General features: G+C 58.8%; 18 protein-coding genes and 1 tRNA gene. 10 read left to right on the forward strand and 9 right to left on the reverse strand.

Features of this window, described 5'->3' with window-relative positions; genetic code table 11:
- Positions 1-66 precede the first annotated feature (66 nt).
- Complete coding sequence (epmB, locus tag BLT77_RS02220; RefSeq protein WP_090361244.1) at positions 67-1,080, reverse strand: EF-P beta-lysylation protein EpmB; 1,014 nt, start codon at positions 1,078-1,080, stop codon at positions 67-69.
- A 41-nt stretch (positions 1,081-1,121) separates the two neighbouring features.
- On the opposite strand from epmB, the gene efp reads away from it, so the two are divergent.
- From efp to BLT77_RS02255, 7 genes are all read left to right on the forward strand, one after another.
- Positions 1,122-1,694 (forward strand): elongation factor P, encoded by a 573-nt coding sequence (efp, locus tag BLT77_RS02225; RefSeq protein ID WP_028111608.1) that lies wholly within the window; start codon positions 1,122-1,124, stop codon positions 1,692-1,694.
- Positions 1,695-1,757: 63 nt separating this feature from the next.
- Positions 1,758-2,021 (forward strand): hypothetical protein, encoded by a 264-nt coding sequence (locus BLT77_RS02230; RefSeq protein WP_143026537.1) that lies wholly within the window; start codon positions 1,758-1,760, stop codon positions 2,019-2,021.
- Complete coding sequence (epmA, locus tag BLT77_RS02235) at positions 2,018-2,983, forward strand: elongation factor P--(R)-beta-lysine ligase (protein ID WP_090361250.1); 966 nt, start codon at positions 2,018-2,020, stop codon at positions 2,981-2,983. Before BLT77_RS02230 ends, epmA begins: the two co-directional genes overlap by 4 nt.
- A 125-nt stretch (positions 2,984-3,108) precedes the next feature.
- Positions 3,109-3,387, forward strand: a complete 279-nt coding sequence (locus BLT77_RS02240) for a hypothetical protein (protein WP_143026538.1) — start codon at positions 3,109-3,111, stop codon at positions 3,385-3,387.
- A 76-nt stretch (positions 3,388-3,463) separates the two neighbouring features.
- Positions 3,464-4,630, forward strand: a complete 1,167-nt coding sequence (locus BLT77_RS02245) for a TonB-dependent receptor (protein ID WP_090361257.1) — start codon at positions 3,464-3,466, stop codon at positions 4,628-4,630.
- Complete coding sequence (locus tag BLT77_RS02250; protein ID WP_425431709.1) at positions 4,614-5,525, forward strand: metal ABC transporter solute-binding protein, Zn/Mn family; 912 nt, start codon at positions 4,614-4,616, stop codon at positions 5,523-5,525. Before BLT77_RS02245 ends, BLT77_RS02250 begins: the two co-directional genes overlap by 17 nt.
- Positions 5,518-6,303: a metal ABC transporter permease gene (locus BLT77_RS02255; protein WP_090361260.1), complete on the forward strand. Its 786-nt coding sequence runs from the start codon at positions 5,518-5,520 to the stop codon at positions 6,301-6,303. Before BLT77_RS02250 ends, BLT77_RS02255 begins: the two co-directional genes overlap by 8 nt.
- A 45-nt stretch (positions 6,304-6,348) precedes the next feature.
- On the opposite strand, the gene bfr is transcribed toward BLT77_RS02255, so the two are convergent.
- Together bfr and BLT77_RS02265 are read right to left on the reverse strand one after the other, a co-directional pair.
- Complete coding sequence (bfr, locus tag BLT77_RS02260) at positions 6,349-6,822, reverse strand: bacterioferritin (RefSeq protein ID WP_090361263.1); 474 nt, start codon at positions 6,820-6,822, stop codon at positions 6,349-6,351.
- 102 nt (positions 6,823-6,924) lie between these two features.
- Complete coding sequence (locus BLT77_RS02265; RefSeq protein WP_245709839.1) at positions 6,925-7,173, reverse strand: (2Fe-2S)-binding protein; 249 nt, start codon at positions 7,171-7,173, stop codon at positions 6,925-6,927.
- A gap of 95 nt (positions 7,174-7,268) precedes the next feature.
- Between BLT77_RS02265 and BLT77_RS20160 the strand changes: the two genes are divergently transcribed.
- Entirely contained in the window at positions 7,269-7,481 is a 213-nt protein-coding gene (locus tag BLT77_RS20160) for a DUF6494 family protein (protein WP_090361266.1), read from the forward strand.
- Here BLT77_RS20160 and BLT77_RS02275 read toward each other — a convergent pair.
- The 6 genes from BLT77_RS02275 to rsgA all read right to left on the reverse strand — a co-directional run bounded on the left by BLT77_RS02275 (position 7,475) and on the right by rsgA (position 15,178).
- On the reverse strand, positions 7,475-8,386 hold the full coding sequence (locus tag BLT77_RS02275) for a D-2-hydroxyacid dehydrogenase (protein WP_090361269.1): 912 nt from the start codon (positions 8,384-8,386) through the stop codon (positions 7,475-7,477). The two genes, BLT77_RS20160 and BLT77_RS02275, sit on opposite strands and share 7 nt — an antisense overlap.
- Before the next feature lie 22 nt (positions 8,387-8,408).
- Positions 8,409-9,131, reverse strand: a complete 723-nt coding sequence (locus BLT77_RS02280; RefSeq protein WP_090361271.1) for a glycerophosphodiester phosphodiesterase — start codon at positions 9,129-9,131, stop codon at positions 8,409-8,411.
- Between the two features lie 21 nt (positions 9,132-9,152).
- A complete protein-coding gene (locus BLT77_RS02285; RefSeq protein WP_090361273.1) occupies positions 9,153-12,308 on the reverse strand; it encodes a mechanosensitive ion channel domain-containing protein in 3,156 nt (1,051 codons plus the stop codon).
- An 83-nt stretch (positions 12,309-12,391) separates the two neighbouring features.
- Positions 12,392-13,249, reverse strand: a complete 858-nt coding sequence (locus BLT77_RS02290) for a DMT family transporter (RefSeq protein WP_090361276.1) — start codon at positions 13,247-13,249, stop codon at positions 12,392-12,394.
- Entirely contained in the window at positions 13,249-14,109 is an 861-nt protein-coding gene (gene asd / locus BLT77_RS02295; RefSeq protein ID WP_090361379.1) for an archaetidylserine decarboxylase, read from the reverse strand. Before asd ends, BLT77_RS02290 begins: the two co-directional genes overlap by 1 nt.
- 19 nt (positions 14,110-14,128) lie before the next feature.
- Positions 14,129-15,178 carry a small ribosomal subunit biogenesis GTPase RsgA gene (gene rsgA / locus BLT77_RS02300; RefSeq protein WP_090361279.1) on the reverse strand — a complete coding sequence of 350 codons (1,050 nt, stop codon included), beginning with the start codon at positions 15,176-15,178 and terminating at the stop codon, positions 14,129-14,131.
- Positions 15,179-15,298: 120 nt separating this feature from the next.
- On the opposite strand from rsgA, the gene orn reads away from it, so the two are divergent.
- Positions 15,299-15,844, forward strand: coding sequence for an oligoribonuclease (orn, locus tag BLT77_RS02305; protein WP_090361282.1), 546 nt, complete (start codon positions 15,299-15,301; stop codon positions 15,842-15,844).
- 111 nt (positions 15,845-15,955) lie between these two features.
- Positions 15,956-16,031, forward strand: a tRNA-Gly gene (locus tag BLT77_RS02310).
- Positions 16,032-16,035: the final 4 nt, after the last annotated feature.

The following is a 16,035-nucleotide window of genomic DNA, read 5'->3' on the forward strand; positions in this document are numbered from 1 at the left end:
AAGGTGTGTTGCCGCGATTGTACTAGAAAATGGTCGCAGCGGGGATCCGTTGCCCCGCCGCCGCGATCAGTTCAGGTGAAGATCGATGGGGGTTTTACTGGTTTTGCCGCCCACCTCACGCACCAGCCGGGGTACCAGAAAGCCGGGCAGGGCATCCAGCATCCCGGCCATCAGTTGCCGGGCACGCTGTTCCGCCAGGTCATAATGGGCGGCGCCGTCCACCTTATCCAACAGGTGCAGGTAATAGGGCAGGATGCCGGCGGCAAACAGGGATTCGCTCAGGGCCACCTGGGTGCTCACCGTGTCGTTGACCCCCTTCAGCAGGACCGATTGGTTGAGCAGGGTGACTCCGGCCTGTTGCAGGCGTTTAAGCCGCTCGGTTAACCCTTCACTGATCTCATTGGCGTGGTTGATGTGCAGCACCAGCACCACCTTCAGTCGCGTGTTGGCCAGCAGTTCAGTTAGCTGGGGAGTCAGCCGGGCGGGGATCACCACCGGCAGCCGGCTGTGGATCCGCAGCCGGACCAAGTTGGGGTTGGCTTCCAGACGCCGGATCAGGCGGCTCAGGTGGTTGTCTTTGGCCATCAACGGGTCACCGCCGGACAGAATCACCTCATTGAGGTTGGGATCCTGCTGCAGATAGTCCAGGGCCTGCTCCAGTGCCTGGCCACCGAGTTGGTTGTCCTGGTAGGGAAAATGGCGTCGGAAACAGTAGCGGCAGTTCACCGCGCACCCGCCCTTGAGCATCAGCAGTGCCCGGCTGCGGTATTTATGCAGGATGCCGGGAACCGCCGCCTGTTGCTCCTGCAGCGGGTCGGGGCTGAATCCGGGCACCGTGGCGAACTCTTCGGCCTGGGGCAGCACCTGCAACAGCAGTGGATCCCTGGGGTTTCCCGCTTCCATGGCGGCCACAAACGGGCGCGGTACCCGCATGGGAAACAGGCGCCGGGCAGCGATGTGTTGCTCAAAATCAGCGGGGTTGAGATCCAGTGCCTGAAGCAGAAGTTTGGGATCTGTGTACGCTTGTGCCAACTCCTGTTGCCAGCAATCGTGCAAATTTAGGGGATTTCGGGTTATCATTTACCGTTAGACGTCAAAACGACCTGTTGGAAGAGAAAATAATGGCTTCTTACTCAACGAACGAATTTCGCTCCGGCCTTAAGATAATGCTGGATGGCGAGCCGTGCAACATCATTGAGAACGAGTTTGTAAAACCGGGTAAGGGCCAAGCCTTTAACCGAGTGAAAATTCGCAAATTACTGTCTGGCAAAGTCCTGGAGAAAACCTTCAAGTCCGGTGAATCCGTGACCGCCGCCGACGTAATGGATCATGAACTGGCCTACCTGTACAACGATGGCGAGTTCTGGCACTTCATGAACAACGACACTTTTGAGCAGGTTGCGGCGGACGCGAAAGCGGTAGCCGATGCGGAAAAGTGGCTGGTTGAGCAGGATGTGTGCACCATTACCGTGTGGGACGATAACCCGATTGTGGTGACTCCGCCTAACTTTGTTAGCCTGGAAGTGACCGAGACCGATCCGGGTCTCAAGGGCGACACCCAGGGCACCGGCGGCAAGCCTGCCACCCTGGCCACCGGCGCCGTCGTGCGCGTGCCTCTGTTCATTCAGATTGGCGAAGTGGTGAAAGTGGATACCCGTACCGGCGAATACGTCGAGCGCGTTCGCACCAAGTAAGACCGCGGTGCCAACCAGACCAGAAGCGGGCCCAGGCCCGCTTTTTTTGTTGCGGAGAGTGAGATGAGAGCCCCATTGTTAGTGTTGTTGCTGCTGGCCGGTTGCCAGGCGCCGATGACGCCGGAGCAGGCAGAGCGGCACCAGGCCCGCATGGCCAGGCAGAGCGCCATCGAGCAGCAAGCCCCGAAAGTCAGTAATACCCTGGGGCAGCGTCAGGCTACCGGCGCAGAGTGCGAGGTGGCCGACGGCAGTCGTTGCGTGATCTGGGGGGAGCTGCCGGTGGGTTCCGGCTGTCGCTGTGATGGTAAAGAGGGGATGGTACGATGAGCTGGCAACCCAGTGCGGAAATCGCCATGCTGAAACGACGCAGTGCCCTGCTGGCGACCATTCGTGGCTTTTTCGAGTCCCGGGGCGTTCTGGAGGTGGAGACGCCGGCGCTGTCCCAGGGGGCCGTGACCGATGTGCACCTGCACAGCTTCAGTACCCGGTTTGTCGGACCTGGCATGGCCCAGGGCGTGGATCTGTACCTGGTAACGTCGCCGGAGTTTCATATGAAGCGCCTGCTGGCGGCGGGCAGCGGTCCCATCTTTCAGTTGGGCAAGAGTTTTCGTAACGAGGAGGCCGGCCGGTTTCACAATCCGGAGTTCACCATGCTGGAGTGGTACCGGCCCGGCTTTGATCACCACCGCCTGATGGACGAGATGGCGGAGTTGCTGACGCTGGTGCTGGGTACGGCCAGTGCAGACCGCATCACCTATCAACAGGCATTTTTGACTGAGGTGGGGGTTGATCCGCTGCTGCGGGATTTGGCGGCGCTGCGTCACAGCTGTCATCAGCATGGGCTGGGGGATCTCGCCGAGCAGGAACAGGATGTCGACACCTTGCTGCAACTGCTGTTTTCTGTGGTGGTCGAGCCGGCCATCGGCCAGAAGCAGCCGTGCTTTGTGTACGATTTCCCGGCCTCCCAGGCGGCTCTGGCCCGCATCAGTCAGCAGGACTCGCGGGTGGCGGAGCGGTTTGAGGTGTACTTCAAGGGGATTGAGCTGGCCAATGGTTTCCATGAGCTCAGTGACGGTGATGAGCAACTGGCCCGGTTTGAGCAGGACAACGCTTACCGCAGCCGGCATGGATTGCCGCTTCGCCCTATTGACATGCACCTGATCGAGGCGCTGCGGGCCGGCTTTCCCGATTGCGCCGGTGTGGCGATGGGGATCGATCGCCTGGTGATGCTGGCGCTGCAGGCCGATCACATCGATCAGGTGATCGCTTTTCCTGTCTTTAAGGCGTAAGCCTCCGGCGGATAATGGGTAACAGTTGTTTACGTTTTTTGTCTGCCTGAGTTAACGGAATGTGTCTTGCTGCCGGACAGGATTCCTTTTACCATTGATGGTGAATTCGATTTTTCGTGGATAGCATGAGTTACAGGACGACTCTGACAAAACTGATGATGCTTTGGGTACTGGTGCTGTCACTGGTTGGCCCGGCTCATGCTGTCCAGCATTTCGATCACCATCAGGACCTGGTGAACTGCGCCTGGTGTTTCCACGGTGATCAACACGGCAAGTCCCTGACGCCATCGCTGCCGGTATTGCCGGTTGTTTCCGGTATCGACTGGGTCGAAGGGGCGGATGTTGATGCTCCGGCCCTGGCACCTCGTCGCAGCAGTCCTATTCGCGCCCCCCCTCTCGCCTGAGTTCCACCTCGCCATTAGTCCCAAACAGTTTTTATCGCCCCACGCGGGCGAGGCTTAGTGCAACTTAGGAAAAATCATGAAATTGAATGCTGTAATGGCAGGCTTGGTTGTAGCCTGCGCACACTCCGTGGCCGTAGCGGCCGACTCTCCGGCGATCAGTGTGATTCTGGATGGCTACTATCAGGATGGCGCCCGTGCCCTGGGTGCCCGTGAAGACGGCTTTGGCCTGGGTGAGACCGAGCTGGCGCTCAGCGGCGCCATCGACGATCAGTTCTACGGTAAGGCCACCGTGGTGCTGGCCACTGAAGGCAGCGACACCGAGGTGGAGCTGGAAGAGGCGTTTATTCAGACCCTGGCGTTGCCGGCGGGCTTATCCATGAGGGCAGGACGTTTTACTGCCGATCTGGGCTACCTCAACAACCAGCACCTGCACACCGATTCGTTTGTGGAGCGTCCGGCGGTGTACCGGGCGTTTCTGGGCGGTCACTACTTTGACGATGGTCTGCGCCTGAACTGGGTGGCCCCCACCGACGTGTACTGGACCCTGGGTCTGGAAGGCTTCAGTGGCGATAACCTGCAGGCCGAAGGCCTGGAAGATCCGAAATCCGTCGGCGTGTACCACCTGTACTCCAAGTTCGGTGGTGACTGGGGTACCGATCACAGCTGGCAGTTGGGTCTGTCCTGGTTGCGCAACGAAAACGGCCAGGGCCACCTGGAGGAGCACGAAGAGGAGGAGCATGAGGAGGAGGCCGATGACGAACACGGCCATTCCCACAGCGCCAGCCTCACCGGCCGTGACCTGTACGTCGTGGATGCGGTGTACAAGTGGGCCCCCAACGGCAACTACAAGAACAACTTCCTGACCCTGTCCGGCGAATACCTGTATATGGACAAGCCGTTTGAACAGGCCGGTGGCGAGGAGAACATTCCGGGTAACTACGATGGCTGGTACCTGTCCGCTGTGTACCAGTTTAGCCCCAAGTGGTCTGCCGGCCTGCGTTATGGTGAAGTCAGCGCTGCCATGGCCCACGAAGAGGAGCTTGACGGTCAGCACCATCTCCACTTCGAGGATGGCAAAGTGAAGGAAACCGAAGCCATGGTGGCCTGGCATCATAGCCACTTCTCCACGGTTCGTTTTCAGTACACTCATCAGAGCGATGATCTCTATGAATCTGCCGATGATCACATCCTGACCCTGCAATTTGTCATGGCATTAGGAGCTCACGGTGCGCATCAGTTCTAAACTGTGGATGCCTGCCATGGCGGCGCTGCTTGCAGCGCCCCAGGCGTGGGCCATGAACATCTTTACCTGTGAGCCTGAGTACGCTGCTCTGGCCCGCGAACTGGCGCCTCAGGCGTCAGTCTTCAGCGCCACCTCGGCGATGCAGGATCCCCACCATGTGCAGGCCAGGCCCAGCCTGATTGCCAAGATGCGCCGGGCGGATCTGGTGATCTGCGCCGGTGCCGAGCTGGAGGTTGGCTGGCTGCCGATGCTGCAGATGAAGGCCAACAACCCGGATATCCGCGATGGCCAGCCGGGCATGTTCTACACCGCATCGGTGGTAGAGCCGTTGGGCAAGCTGGAGAAGGTTGACCGCAGCATGGGCGATGTCCATGCCGGTGGTAACCCGCATTTCCATTTTTCGCCACCCCGAATGCAGGCCATCGCCGAGGCGGTGACCGACAAGCTGGTGCAGCTGGATCCTGACAGTCAGGCACTGTATCAGCAGCGCTTGGAGGCGTTCAGCCAACGCTGGCAGCTGGCGATCGGGGAGTGGGAGCGCCGGGCGGCACCGCTGAAAGGCAAAAAGGTGATCGCCTATCACTCCAGTTTCCAGTACCTGTTTGACTGGCTGGGAATGGAGCAGGTTGGCGATCTGGAGCCAAAACCCGGGCTGCCACCCACTACCGGGCACCTTGCGCAGCTGCTGAAGCTAACCGAGTCCACCCCTGTCATGGCCGTGATCTATACCGGTTACCAGGATGATCGCGGTGCCCATTGGCTGGGTAAGCGCGCCAACCTGCCGGTGGTGCAGTTACCCTTCGGTCCAGGTGTGGATGGCGTCGATGATCTGTTCCAGCTTTATGACACCAATATCACCTTGCTGCTGACGGCGATGGAGAAGAGCGATGTTTGATCTCACCATGTTCAGCATTTTGCTGCCGGCGTTGGCGGCCGGCACCCTGGTGCTGGCCAGCCATGTGGTCATGGGGCGGCAGGTGTTGGCTCGGGGGATCATCTTTATCGATTTGGCCATTGCTCAGATCGCCGCTCTGGGGGCGGTGTTCGCTTCCACTCATCATGATTTGGCCCACCTCCCCGGTTCCGGTTTGTGGATGCCCTTGTTGTTTGCCTTGGCCGGGGCCGGGGTGATAGCCCTGCTGGAGAAGCATGCCAAGGCGGAGCTGGAGGCGATGATCGGTTGCCTTTACGTGTTGTCGGCGGTGGCGGCCATGCTGGTGCTGGCCAAGGATCCCCATGGCGGAGAGTTGCTCAAACAGCTGCTCTCCGGTCAGATTTTGTGGACTGACTGGCCAGCGCTAACCTTGCCTGGGCTGTGTACCGCATTGGTGCTTGGATTGTTGCTGTGGCGGCCGGGGTTGCTCAGTGGCCGTGCCTTTTACCCGCTGTTCGCCTTGATGATCACTTTTTCGGTGCAGCTGGTTGGGGTCTATCTGGTGTTTTCCAGCTTGATCCTGCCGGCACTGGCGGTTAATCGCCTTAAGGGCAGCAGGGCACTGGTACTGGGTTATGGCACCGGTCTAAGCGGCTATCTGGTTGGATTATGGGTTTCAGCCACCTGGGATCTCCCCTCGGGCGCCACCATCGTCTGTGTCCTGGCAGCGGTGTGTGCCTTGGTGCGCCTCACCCTGGCCAGGGGCGAACAGCTGACCCAGGTTCGTCATGGCGGCTGAGGCAGAAAGAGCGGCCCTGGGCCGCTCTTTTTTTAGCAGAGATCCCTAGTCGTCGATGGTCTGGGACTGCAGATAGTTCTGGATGCCCATCTTGTCGATCAGCTCCAGTTGGGTCTCCAGCCAGTCCACGTGTTCCTCTTCCTCCTCGAGGATATCATCCAGTAGCTCGCCACTGACGTAGTCGCGTACCGATTTACAGTAGGTTATCGCTTCCCGCAGATCCTGGATGGCGTCCATCTCCAGGGCCAGGTCGCACTCCAACATCTCTTTGGTGTTCTCACCGATGCGCAGCTTGCCCAGACTTTGCAGGTTGGGTAGCCCCTCCAGGAACAGAATCCGCTCGATCAACTTGTCGGCGTGCTTCATTTCGTCGATGGACTCGTCGTACTCCTTCTTGGCAATTTTTTTCAGACCCCAGTCTTTGTACATCCGCGCGTGAAGGAAGTATTGGTTGATGGCGATGAGCTCGTTAAACAGAATCTTGTTCAGGTGGGTGATGACTTTCGGGTCAGCTTTCATGTTTGTGCTCTTCTAGTGGGGAAGATAAATAAGCATAGAAGAGCCGACTGAGCTGTCAAAACAGGCAGACTAGGGGGGAAGGGCGTTACGGAGCCTGCGGAATCAGGCGACTTCGTAGTAGCAGGGCTCCTTGTCCATCTGCGACTGAATCACCTCCAGAGTGGCCTGAATGCAGCGGCCGCATTCACTGCCCACACCGAGCTTTTGCTTCAGCGTCTTAACGTCCACAGCACCATCCGATACCGCTTGGCGAACCTGTTTTTCTGTAACGGCGTGGCAGATGCAAACGTACATGGTGCAGATAACCTCATTAACGACTTTGCCAAAATTGTAAATGCTAATAATTCTCATGTCCAATTCGTTTTGGATGTAAATTTGGCATTTGTTAGGTTTTGTAGTTATAAAAATATGTGATGTCTATCTATGAAAGTGAAAGGAACTGACGAATGGCCGTGGATAAAGAGGTTTTAAATCAATCTATTAGGCGTTTTTTGAAGGAGGTGGGCATCAAGTCCCATCAACAACTGGAGCAGCAGGTGCTGGCCGCGGTGGAGGCAGGCCTCACATCGGAGAGCATTGAGGTGTCGATGACGTTGACGCTACCGTCTCTGAATCACACCACCACCATCAGCGGTCGGCTGGCGTTGCGGGATCAGTAACCCCGTTGCCACTGGAATTGGTGTTGCAGCGGCCGACCGTCGATAAAGCGATGATAGTTGTCGATGACCTGATCGCAGACCTGCTCCGGTTGGCTGACGGCAGCGACATGGGGCGTCACGGTGACGGCCGGGTGGTGCCAGAACGGGTGCCCGGCCGGCAAGGGTTCCTGTTTGAACACGTCCAGAAAAGCATGCGCGATGTGGCCAGCATTGAGCGCCTGCAGCAGCGCTTGTTCGTCAATGGCACTGCCACGTCCGACATTGAACAGCAGGCAGGCTGGCGGCAGCTGTTGCAGCACTGATGCATCGATAAGACCCCGGGTCTCGGCGGTGTCGGGCAGTACGCTCACCAAAACCTGAGCCCGGCTCAGGGTGGCGCTGGCCTCCTCAAACCGGCAGACGGCATCAAACTCTGTCCTGGCTTCGCCGCTGCGGCTGACCCCCAGCACCGTCATGCCAAAGGCGCGGGCGACGGTGGCGATGTGCCGGGCGATGTCGCCGGTGCCCAGGGTGACCAGGGTGGTGCCCGCCAGGCTGGTGTAGGGATGGGGCTGCCATTGCTGGTGCCGTTGTTGCCGGGCCAGCTGAGGCAGGTGCCGTAGGTGGCTGAGCAGGTGGCCAAACACGTATTCACTCATCAGCGGGCCGAACAGGCGGCGGATGTGAGTGAGGCTGTAATTCCGGGGCAAGCCCGGAGTCAGCAGGGCGTTAACGCCGGCATAGGTGCTGGCCAGCCAGGCGGGTGGCGGTGAGTGGGCCAGTTGCCGAGCGGCCAGCTCGGGATCCGCTAACCAGATGTCGGCGTGTTCCACCTTGTTGGTAAAGGTCACTCCCGGGAGGTGAGCATTCACTAACAGTTGATGGTAACGATCGTTCTGATTGGTGAGCAGTGCCAATGACGGCATAGTAGCGGACTCCTCGGTTCGGTCAGGACCAGACGTGTCCCGGTGCGATGGTGTGTGAGCCCAGGGTGGCCCGGGCCTGGTCCGGCAGGTTGGAGAACACCCCGTCTACCCCCTGTCGCTGCAGTTCCAGCATATCTTCCGGTTCGTCGACGGTATAGACAAACACCTTCAGGCCCCGGCGTTTGGCATCGGCAATGAACTCGGGCTCGGCGAAATTGACGTCGATGTGCACCGAATAGGCGCCCAACTCCTCGGCAAAGCGGGCATAGTCCAGGGGGCAACTGGCGGTCAGGGCACCGATCTTCAGATCCGGTTGCAGCTGCTTCAGACGCATCAACTTGGGGTGGTTGAAGGAGGAGATCAGAAACTGCTGTGGTTGATACCCCAGCTGCAACTGAGCCTGGGACAGCAGTTCAATCAGGGGTTGATTGGTGTTGCGGCCTTTGAGTTCAATATTGAGATCGCAACGGCCATCGATGCACTCCAGCACTTGCCACAACGTCGGAACCCGCTGTCCCTGACCGGCATCCAGGTTGGCAAGCGCCGCCAGGGTGGAGTGGTGCACCAGTCCATGGCCATCGGTGTGGCGCTGCAACCAGCGATCATGAATCACCACCAACTGGTCTTCCACCCGGTGGACATCGAGTTCGATGGCACTGGCACCCAGCTCGAGGGCCTTCTCCATCGCCGCCAGGGTATTTTCCGGTGCCAGTCCACTGGCGCCACGGTGTGCAATGATGAGCATAATCGGTCCTTGCAGACGAAGTTATCGAATCAGGTTGCCACTGCTGTCGACCATTTCGGCCTTACTTTTCAGTTGAATCTCCATCTGAGGGTAAGCCATATCCACCTTGGATTCACGGAACTTCTTGATGATCAACTGATGCAGTCGATGGCGCAGCGGCCAGCGTTTGCCCATCTCATCGGTATAGACTCGAATCTCGTAGTCCTGAGTGTGGGAGCCAAAGCCGGCGAAATAGATCTCCGGTTCCGGTTGTGTCAGGGCATGGGGGGTCTCTTTAACGGCCTGGTGCAGCAGGGCTTCCACCAGGGCCGGATCGCTGTCGCGCGAGACGCCCACCTTGATGGTGACCCGGGTAATGGCATCGGACAGGGACCAGTTGATCAGCTGTTCGGTAATGAACGCCTTGTTGGGAACAATGATCTCTTTGCAGTCCCAGTCGACGATGGTGGTGGCCCGGGTCTGAATCTTGGAAACGTTGCCGGTCAGATCGCGAATGGTGACGGTATCGCCAATGCGAATCGGCTTTTCAAACAGGATGATCAGACCGGAGATGAAGTTGGCGAAGATCTCCTGCAGGCCGAAGCCCAGACCCACCGACAACGCCGCCACCAGCCACTGCAGCTTGCTCCACGCCAGCCCCAGGGTGGAGAAGGCGGAGATGGTGCCGATCAGCAACACCATATAGCGACTGATGGTGGTGATGGCAAACCCGGTGCCGGGAGACAGCTCCAGCCGCTGCAGGATCACCAGTTCCAGCATGCCGGGCAGGTTGCGGGCGGTCATCAGGGTGAAGCCCAGTATCAGGCCGCCGGCCAGTATCGACCTCAGGGTGATGGGCACCGCCTGTTCGATGCCGCCGATCACCTCATTGCTGGTCCACAGCACAATGCCGTCGAGTGAGGTAAACACCGCCGGGTGAGTCTGGCTCCAGACCCCCAGCAGGGTCAGGATAAAGGCCAGAATCATCAGCGAGCGCACCAGCCCGAGGGATTGGGTGGAGATGGTGTCCAGATCGATCTGCGGATCGTCCAGAGGTTCCAGCGGCTCATTGCCGGGTTCATTGCGCTCTTTTTCCCTCAGGGCCAGCACTTCGGCCCGTTTGGCTTTGGCGCGTTCAAAGGCCAGTCGGCGGCGCTGAATCAACATCCAGCGCTTGATCATCAGGTGGGCCAGCATAAAGCCGATGGCCAGCAGCACCGTCAGCTGCACCTGGGTCAGTACCGAAAAGGCGGTGAAGTAGTAGCCTTGCACAGTCAGAACCAGGGCCACCAGCGGCACCAGAATCAGGGTCAGCCATACCAGACGCTCCAACAGGTGTTGATTGGGGCGGGTTTTGGTGTGGTAGATGTGGTATTCGTCCACGATCTTAATCAGCTTCCAATAGGCGTACGCCAGTACGGCGCAGAACAGCAGGAATGCGGCCCGGCCGAGACTGTTGCTCAGCAGCGGTACTTCGCTCTCCTGGCAGAAGCGCACCAGCATCAGCAGTGGTGCCGAGGTAAACAGCAGCTGTTTAAAGAAGGCGATGTTGCGCTGAACCAGGGGCGGGTGACGGCGGAAGTGGGCGATAAACAGGCCGTCTTCCCGACTCAACTGGTGGAACAGCCAGAACAGGTACAGCAGCAGCACGCCGGCCAGCAATCCGGCACCGATGGCGTGGGTGAAGGGGAGATGCACCTGTTGCTGCAGCTTCCAGGCGGCGGCGATCAGCGGGGCCGGAATGATCAGGCTGTAGGCCATGGCCGCCATCAGCGATTTAAAGGAGGCGCTGAAGCGGTCGTGGGTTACGTTACCTACGTAGCGGGCCTGATGCTGACGTAACTGGGCATAGGGGCCGCGCAGCAGATCTTGCAGTACCAGGGTCAGCACCATGGCAACCAGCCAGATGGACCACCAGTCGCTGTTGTCGTCGATGGCCCGGGACAGCTCCTGCCAACGATCGGTGGTCAGCAGCCAGTGAATGCTGCCGATGACCTGGGAAAACCAGCTGGCATCGATGGATTGGGCATTGGGCAGCCAGAACATGCGCTCGCTGATCAGCTGCACCAGTTTGTCTTCCAGTTGCTCCGCTTCGTGACGCAGTTGATTCAGCCGGGACAGCTCAATCACCTGCTGCTCAAGCGCCGATTGCAGCTGGTTAAGCAGGGTAAGCTGTTGCTGCCACAGCGGTGCCCGCTCATCGGCGGGGTACTGTCGCAGCTGGTATTCCATGTCCGCCTGGCGCTGCTCGATATCGAATTTTTGCACCCGTGAGCGGCTGATGTCTTGATCCAGCACCGGCAGTTGCTGCTGACGTTCCAGCTGTCGCAGGCGTTTGAGCAGGCTGGCGCCAAAGGTGGCATCCCGGGTCATCCACTCAAACTGCTCCTTGATCTCCTTCAGGCGCTGCCTCTGCTTCTGGTAATGCTGCTCCACCTGCTGCTGTTGCTGCACCAGGGTCTCGGTGGTGGTGTTGACCGAGGCCAGCTGGCGGGCGACGCTGGCGTTGGTTTCGTTGAGCTGCTGCAGTGCCGGGTTACCGCTACTCACCGTCTGGGAACTGTCGCTGAGGGCTCGCTCACTCTGTTGACGCCGCTGTTGGTTGGCCTGCTGATTCAGGGCTTCAATCAAACGCTCCTGCGCCAGCAACTGGGCCCGAACCAGCTGCTGGCGCAGTTGGGTCAGTTTCAGCTCCAGTGGTCGACTCTGCTGCTCCAGATTGAGACTTTGCTGCCACTGTTGCAGATACTCCAGCCGTTCGGGCATCACATTGGGGGTGTCACTGGCCAGTTGTTGTTGTGCTTCCGCTTGCTGCAGTTCCTGTTTGACCGCATCGAGGCGGTGGCGCAGCTGGTCCACCTTGTCGCCCAGGGCATCGAAACTGCTTTTGAACTCCTGCAACAGGTTGTGGGCCAGCGACAGCTGCTGAGACAGCGGCTGAGTCGGGTCGACCTGTGGCTGGGCCGGGGACTGCAGCTGCGACAGGATCTGTTGCTGCAGCACCGCAAAATCGTCCAGTTGACGCTGGAAGCCATGGGCACGCTGAATCTCCACGGCGGTGGCCTGTTGCCACTGGACCGGGGTCAGGGGTTGGGAGCTGTCACTGGCCGGGGCCAGTTTTTTTTCCAGGGAAAACGGAGCCGCGGTTACCGATGAGATAACCAGTAGGGTGAAACAGAAACTGAGTATGCGCCACATGATCGATTTAAGGGAGTTTGCAGGGCTGTAAGGGCTGCCCCAATGGTAGCCGACAACGGTGGGTGTGAATACTGATTTTGCGCCTATTTTTGATTCTTTGCCGTGCTTTGCAGGTGGGTTTCCACTAGCGCGGTGCAGACCACCAGCGTGCCGCCGACCAGGGTCTGCCAATTTGGCCACTGGGCCAGCAATACTGCCGCCAGGGAGACGCCGTACAGAGGTTGCAGGCAGCCCACCAGTCCCACGGTCTTGGCGCTCAGATGGCGCAGAGATTGAGACATCAGGGCGTGGGGCAAGGCGGTGAACACGACGGCGAGCAACAGCAGCAGGCCCAGATCGCCGCCAGGCAGTGACAGAGGCTGGTGACTGACAAAGGGCAGCAGCATCACGGCTGCTACCCCGGTCTGATAGGCCATGGTAGTGGGCCCGTCATAGCCACTGAAATAGCGTTTCTGCAACAAGTTGCGGGCGGTAAACAGCGCCGCCGATATTGTGCCCAACAGCACGCCGGTGGTGATGTCGTTGTCCAGAGACGGGGCGGGGATCAGCAGCGCAATCCCGGCCAGCACCACCAGGCCGCTGAGCAGGTCGCGACGGTGAATCGATTGGCGATTGAACAACGGCTCGGCAATGACCGTCATCACCGGGTAGGTGAAAAAGGCGATCATGCCAATGGCCACGTTGGACAGCTGCATGGCGGCAAAATAGGTGACCCAATGCAGGCCGACGATGATCCCCAGGCCAAGGACGATGCCGTAGTCCTGCCACTGTCGCAGTTTGAGGTGTCCACGTCGACGGGCGACGAACAGGCTCAGCACCACGGAGGCGATGGCAGTTCGAAATGCGGTGATGTCGGTGGCGGGAAGCGGTAACAGGTTGGAAAACAGGGCGGTGCCGCCAAACAGCAGCACCGCCAGGTGCAGTTGCAGCAGGGGCGTCATTAACGCAGGGTGGCCATGGGCTGCCCCAGTCGGGTGCTGGCTCCGGGCTCGAAGTTGTCGTCGAACTGCTCCAGCATCTCTTTGCCAAACAGGGCGATGATGGTGCTGCCCAGTTTAAAGCGTCCGAGTTCATCGCCCTTGTTGAGCACGATGGCGTTGTCGCCCTCTGCCGGATAGTCCCAGCTGAACACCTGGGGGCCGGTGGGGGGCGTGACGGTGCCGGCCCAGACGGTTTCAATGCTGGCGACGATGGTTGCACCCACCAATACCATGGCCATGGGGCCGTGGTCGGTATCGAATATGGTGACCACCCGTTCGTTGCGGGCAAACAGGCCGGGAACGTGGGCGGTGGTCAGTGGGTTGACCGAAAACAGATCGCCGGGAATGTAGATCATCTTCCGCAGGGTGCCGGTCATTGGCATATGGATGCGGTGATAATCGGTGGGTGACAGGTATACGGTGGTGAACTGGCCATCGTGGAACTTGGCTTCGTCCTCGCTGGTGCCGGCCAGCAGGGTATGCAGGCTGTAATCGTGCCCTTTGGCCTGGAACAGGCGGCCACCCTCAATGGGGCCAGCCTGGCTGACGGCACCGTCTACGGGTTGGACAACGACTTTATCACCCTCGGCAATCGGCCGCAGGCCGGGTTTCAGCTCCCGGGTAAAGAAGTCGTTAAACGTCTTGAATGCTTTCGGGTCACTATGAAGCGCTTCATCCATATTGATGTTGTAGCGCTTGATGAACCATTTAATGAATGCCTGAGTCAGCGGGCCGGCCTCGGAGGCGGCAAAGCTGCCCACCAGCCTTGATACGGCGTGCTTTGGCAGGATGTACTGGAGGTTCACTTTCAATTTGTCCAGAGACACGGTAGTTCCTTTGTTATTTTCTGTCCAGGGGATCGCTGCTTTGACGCGTGGGGCGATCGGTGGCCATGGTCTCAATGATTCTGTGGTAATTACTGAATCGTTGTTGACTGATTTTTCCTTGTTCTACGGCTTGTTGCAAGGCGCAGCCAGGATCATTTTGGTGCTTACAGTCTCGAAAGCGACAGCTGCCCATCCATTCTCGAAACTCTTTAAAGCCCCAGGTAACCCGCTCGGTGTCCAGGTGCCAGAGGGCAAACTCCCGTACACCCGGTGAGTCGATGAGATCGCCACCGCCGGGGAAGTGGATCAGTTTGGCGGTGGTGGTGGTGTGCTGGCCCAGGCCGCTGACCTCTGAGATTTCACCCACATCCAGATCGGTGTCCGGCATCAGGGCATTGATTAGGGAAGATTTTCCTACCCCGGATTGGCCGACAAAGATGCTGACGGTGTCTTTCAGCTGTTCCCGGAATGCGTCTACGCCTTCACCGGTGTGGCTGGAGAGCAGGAAGATCGGGTAGCCGATCGCCCGGTACGGGGCCAGTACTTGATCCACCTCTTGTCGACCGGCGTCATCCAGGAGATCGATCTTATTGAGCACCAGTACCGGCGGGATGCCGGTGTCCTCGGCGGCAACCAGGTAGCGATCGATGATCTGGCTGGACAGATCCGGACGCACCGAAGAGACGATGTAGATCTGATCGATGTTGGCTGCCACCACTTTGACGCCGTCGTAGTAATCCGGCCGGGTCAGGGCGGTGCGGCGGGGGTGAACCGCTTCAACCACACCACTGATTCCCTGCAGGTGCTCTTTGCCCTGGCGCCACTCTACCTCATCACCGGTCACCAGACTGGTGATGGTACGGCGCAGGTTACAGCGGTGAACCGTGCCGTCTTCGGCCTCGATATCGGCATGCTGGCCGTAGCGACTGATGACCCGGCCGATCATCTGGGCACCCAGCTGGTCGCTGTCCCATTCCGGTTCCTGTCGCTTCAGTCGCTTTTGCTGATTCGCCCTAACCCGGCGAATCTGCCCTTTTGTCAGTTTCTTTTTGCCTTTGCTCACGCGTATTTTTAACCTTGCTCACGCCAGAGTCGTGATGTCACTAAGTTGGCCGAGGGTGAAGTAAAACGGGTATCATACTACTAATAGCATCAAAAATACTGGAATTGAGGTAAATAGCCTATGTCATCGGACCCGAGTAATCTGATCTGGATCGACCTTGAGATGACCGGACTGGATCCGGAGCAGCACTGCATCATTGAGATTGCCACCATAGTGACGGATGCTCAATTGAATGTGCTGGCGGAGGGCCCGGTGATTGCCATTCACCAGCCAGACTCTGAGTTGGCGAAGATGGATCAGTGGTGTACCGACACCCACGGCAACAGCGGCCTGACCAAGCGGGTGCAGGAGAGTGCCATTGCCGTCGCGGAGGCGGAGCGTCAAACCATTGAGTTTCTGCAACAATGGGTACCGGCGGGCGTGTCCCCCATCTGCGGCAACAGCGTGGGTCAGGATCGCCGCTTCCTGTACCGTTATATGCCATTGCTGGAGCAGTACTTCCATTATCGCTACCTGGATGTCAGCACGGTGAAGGAGCTGACGCGTCGCTGGAAGCCGGAATTGTTGAAGGGCTTTACTAAGCAGGGAACCCACCTGGCTTTGGATGACATCCGTGAATCCATTGCCGAGTTGGCCTATTATCGAAGCGAAGTTTTTAAAATTTGACCACTTAAACCAAATTTATTTGTCGGGGGTTGCAGCGCGGCGATTTTCGCTTATAATGCGCCCTCGTTTCCTGACGCAAGTGAGGAAACAGAATGTAGCATTCTAAGTGAGGCGACACTAGCTCAGCTGGTAGAGCGCAACCTTGCCAAGGTTGAGGTCACGAGTTCGAACCTCGTGTGTCGCTCCAAATT

This window comes from Ferrimonas sediminum, assembly GCF_900100175.1.
GTDB classification, from domain to species: Bacteria; Pseudomonadota; Gammaproteobacteria; order Enterobacterales; family Shewanellaceae; genus Ferrimonas; species Ferrimonas sediminum.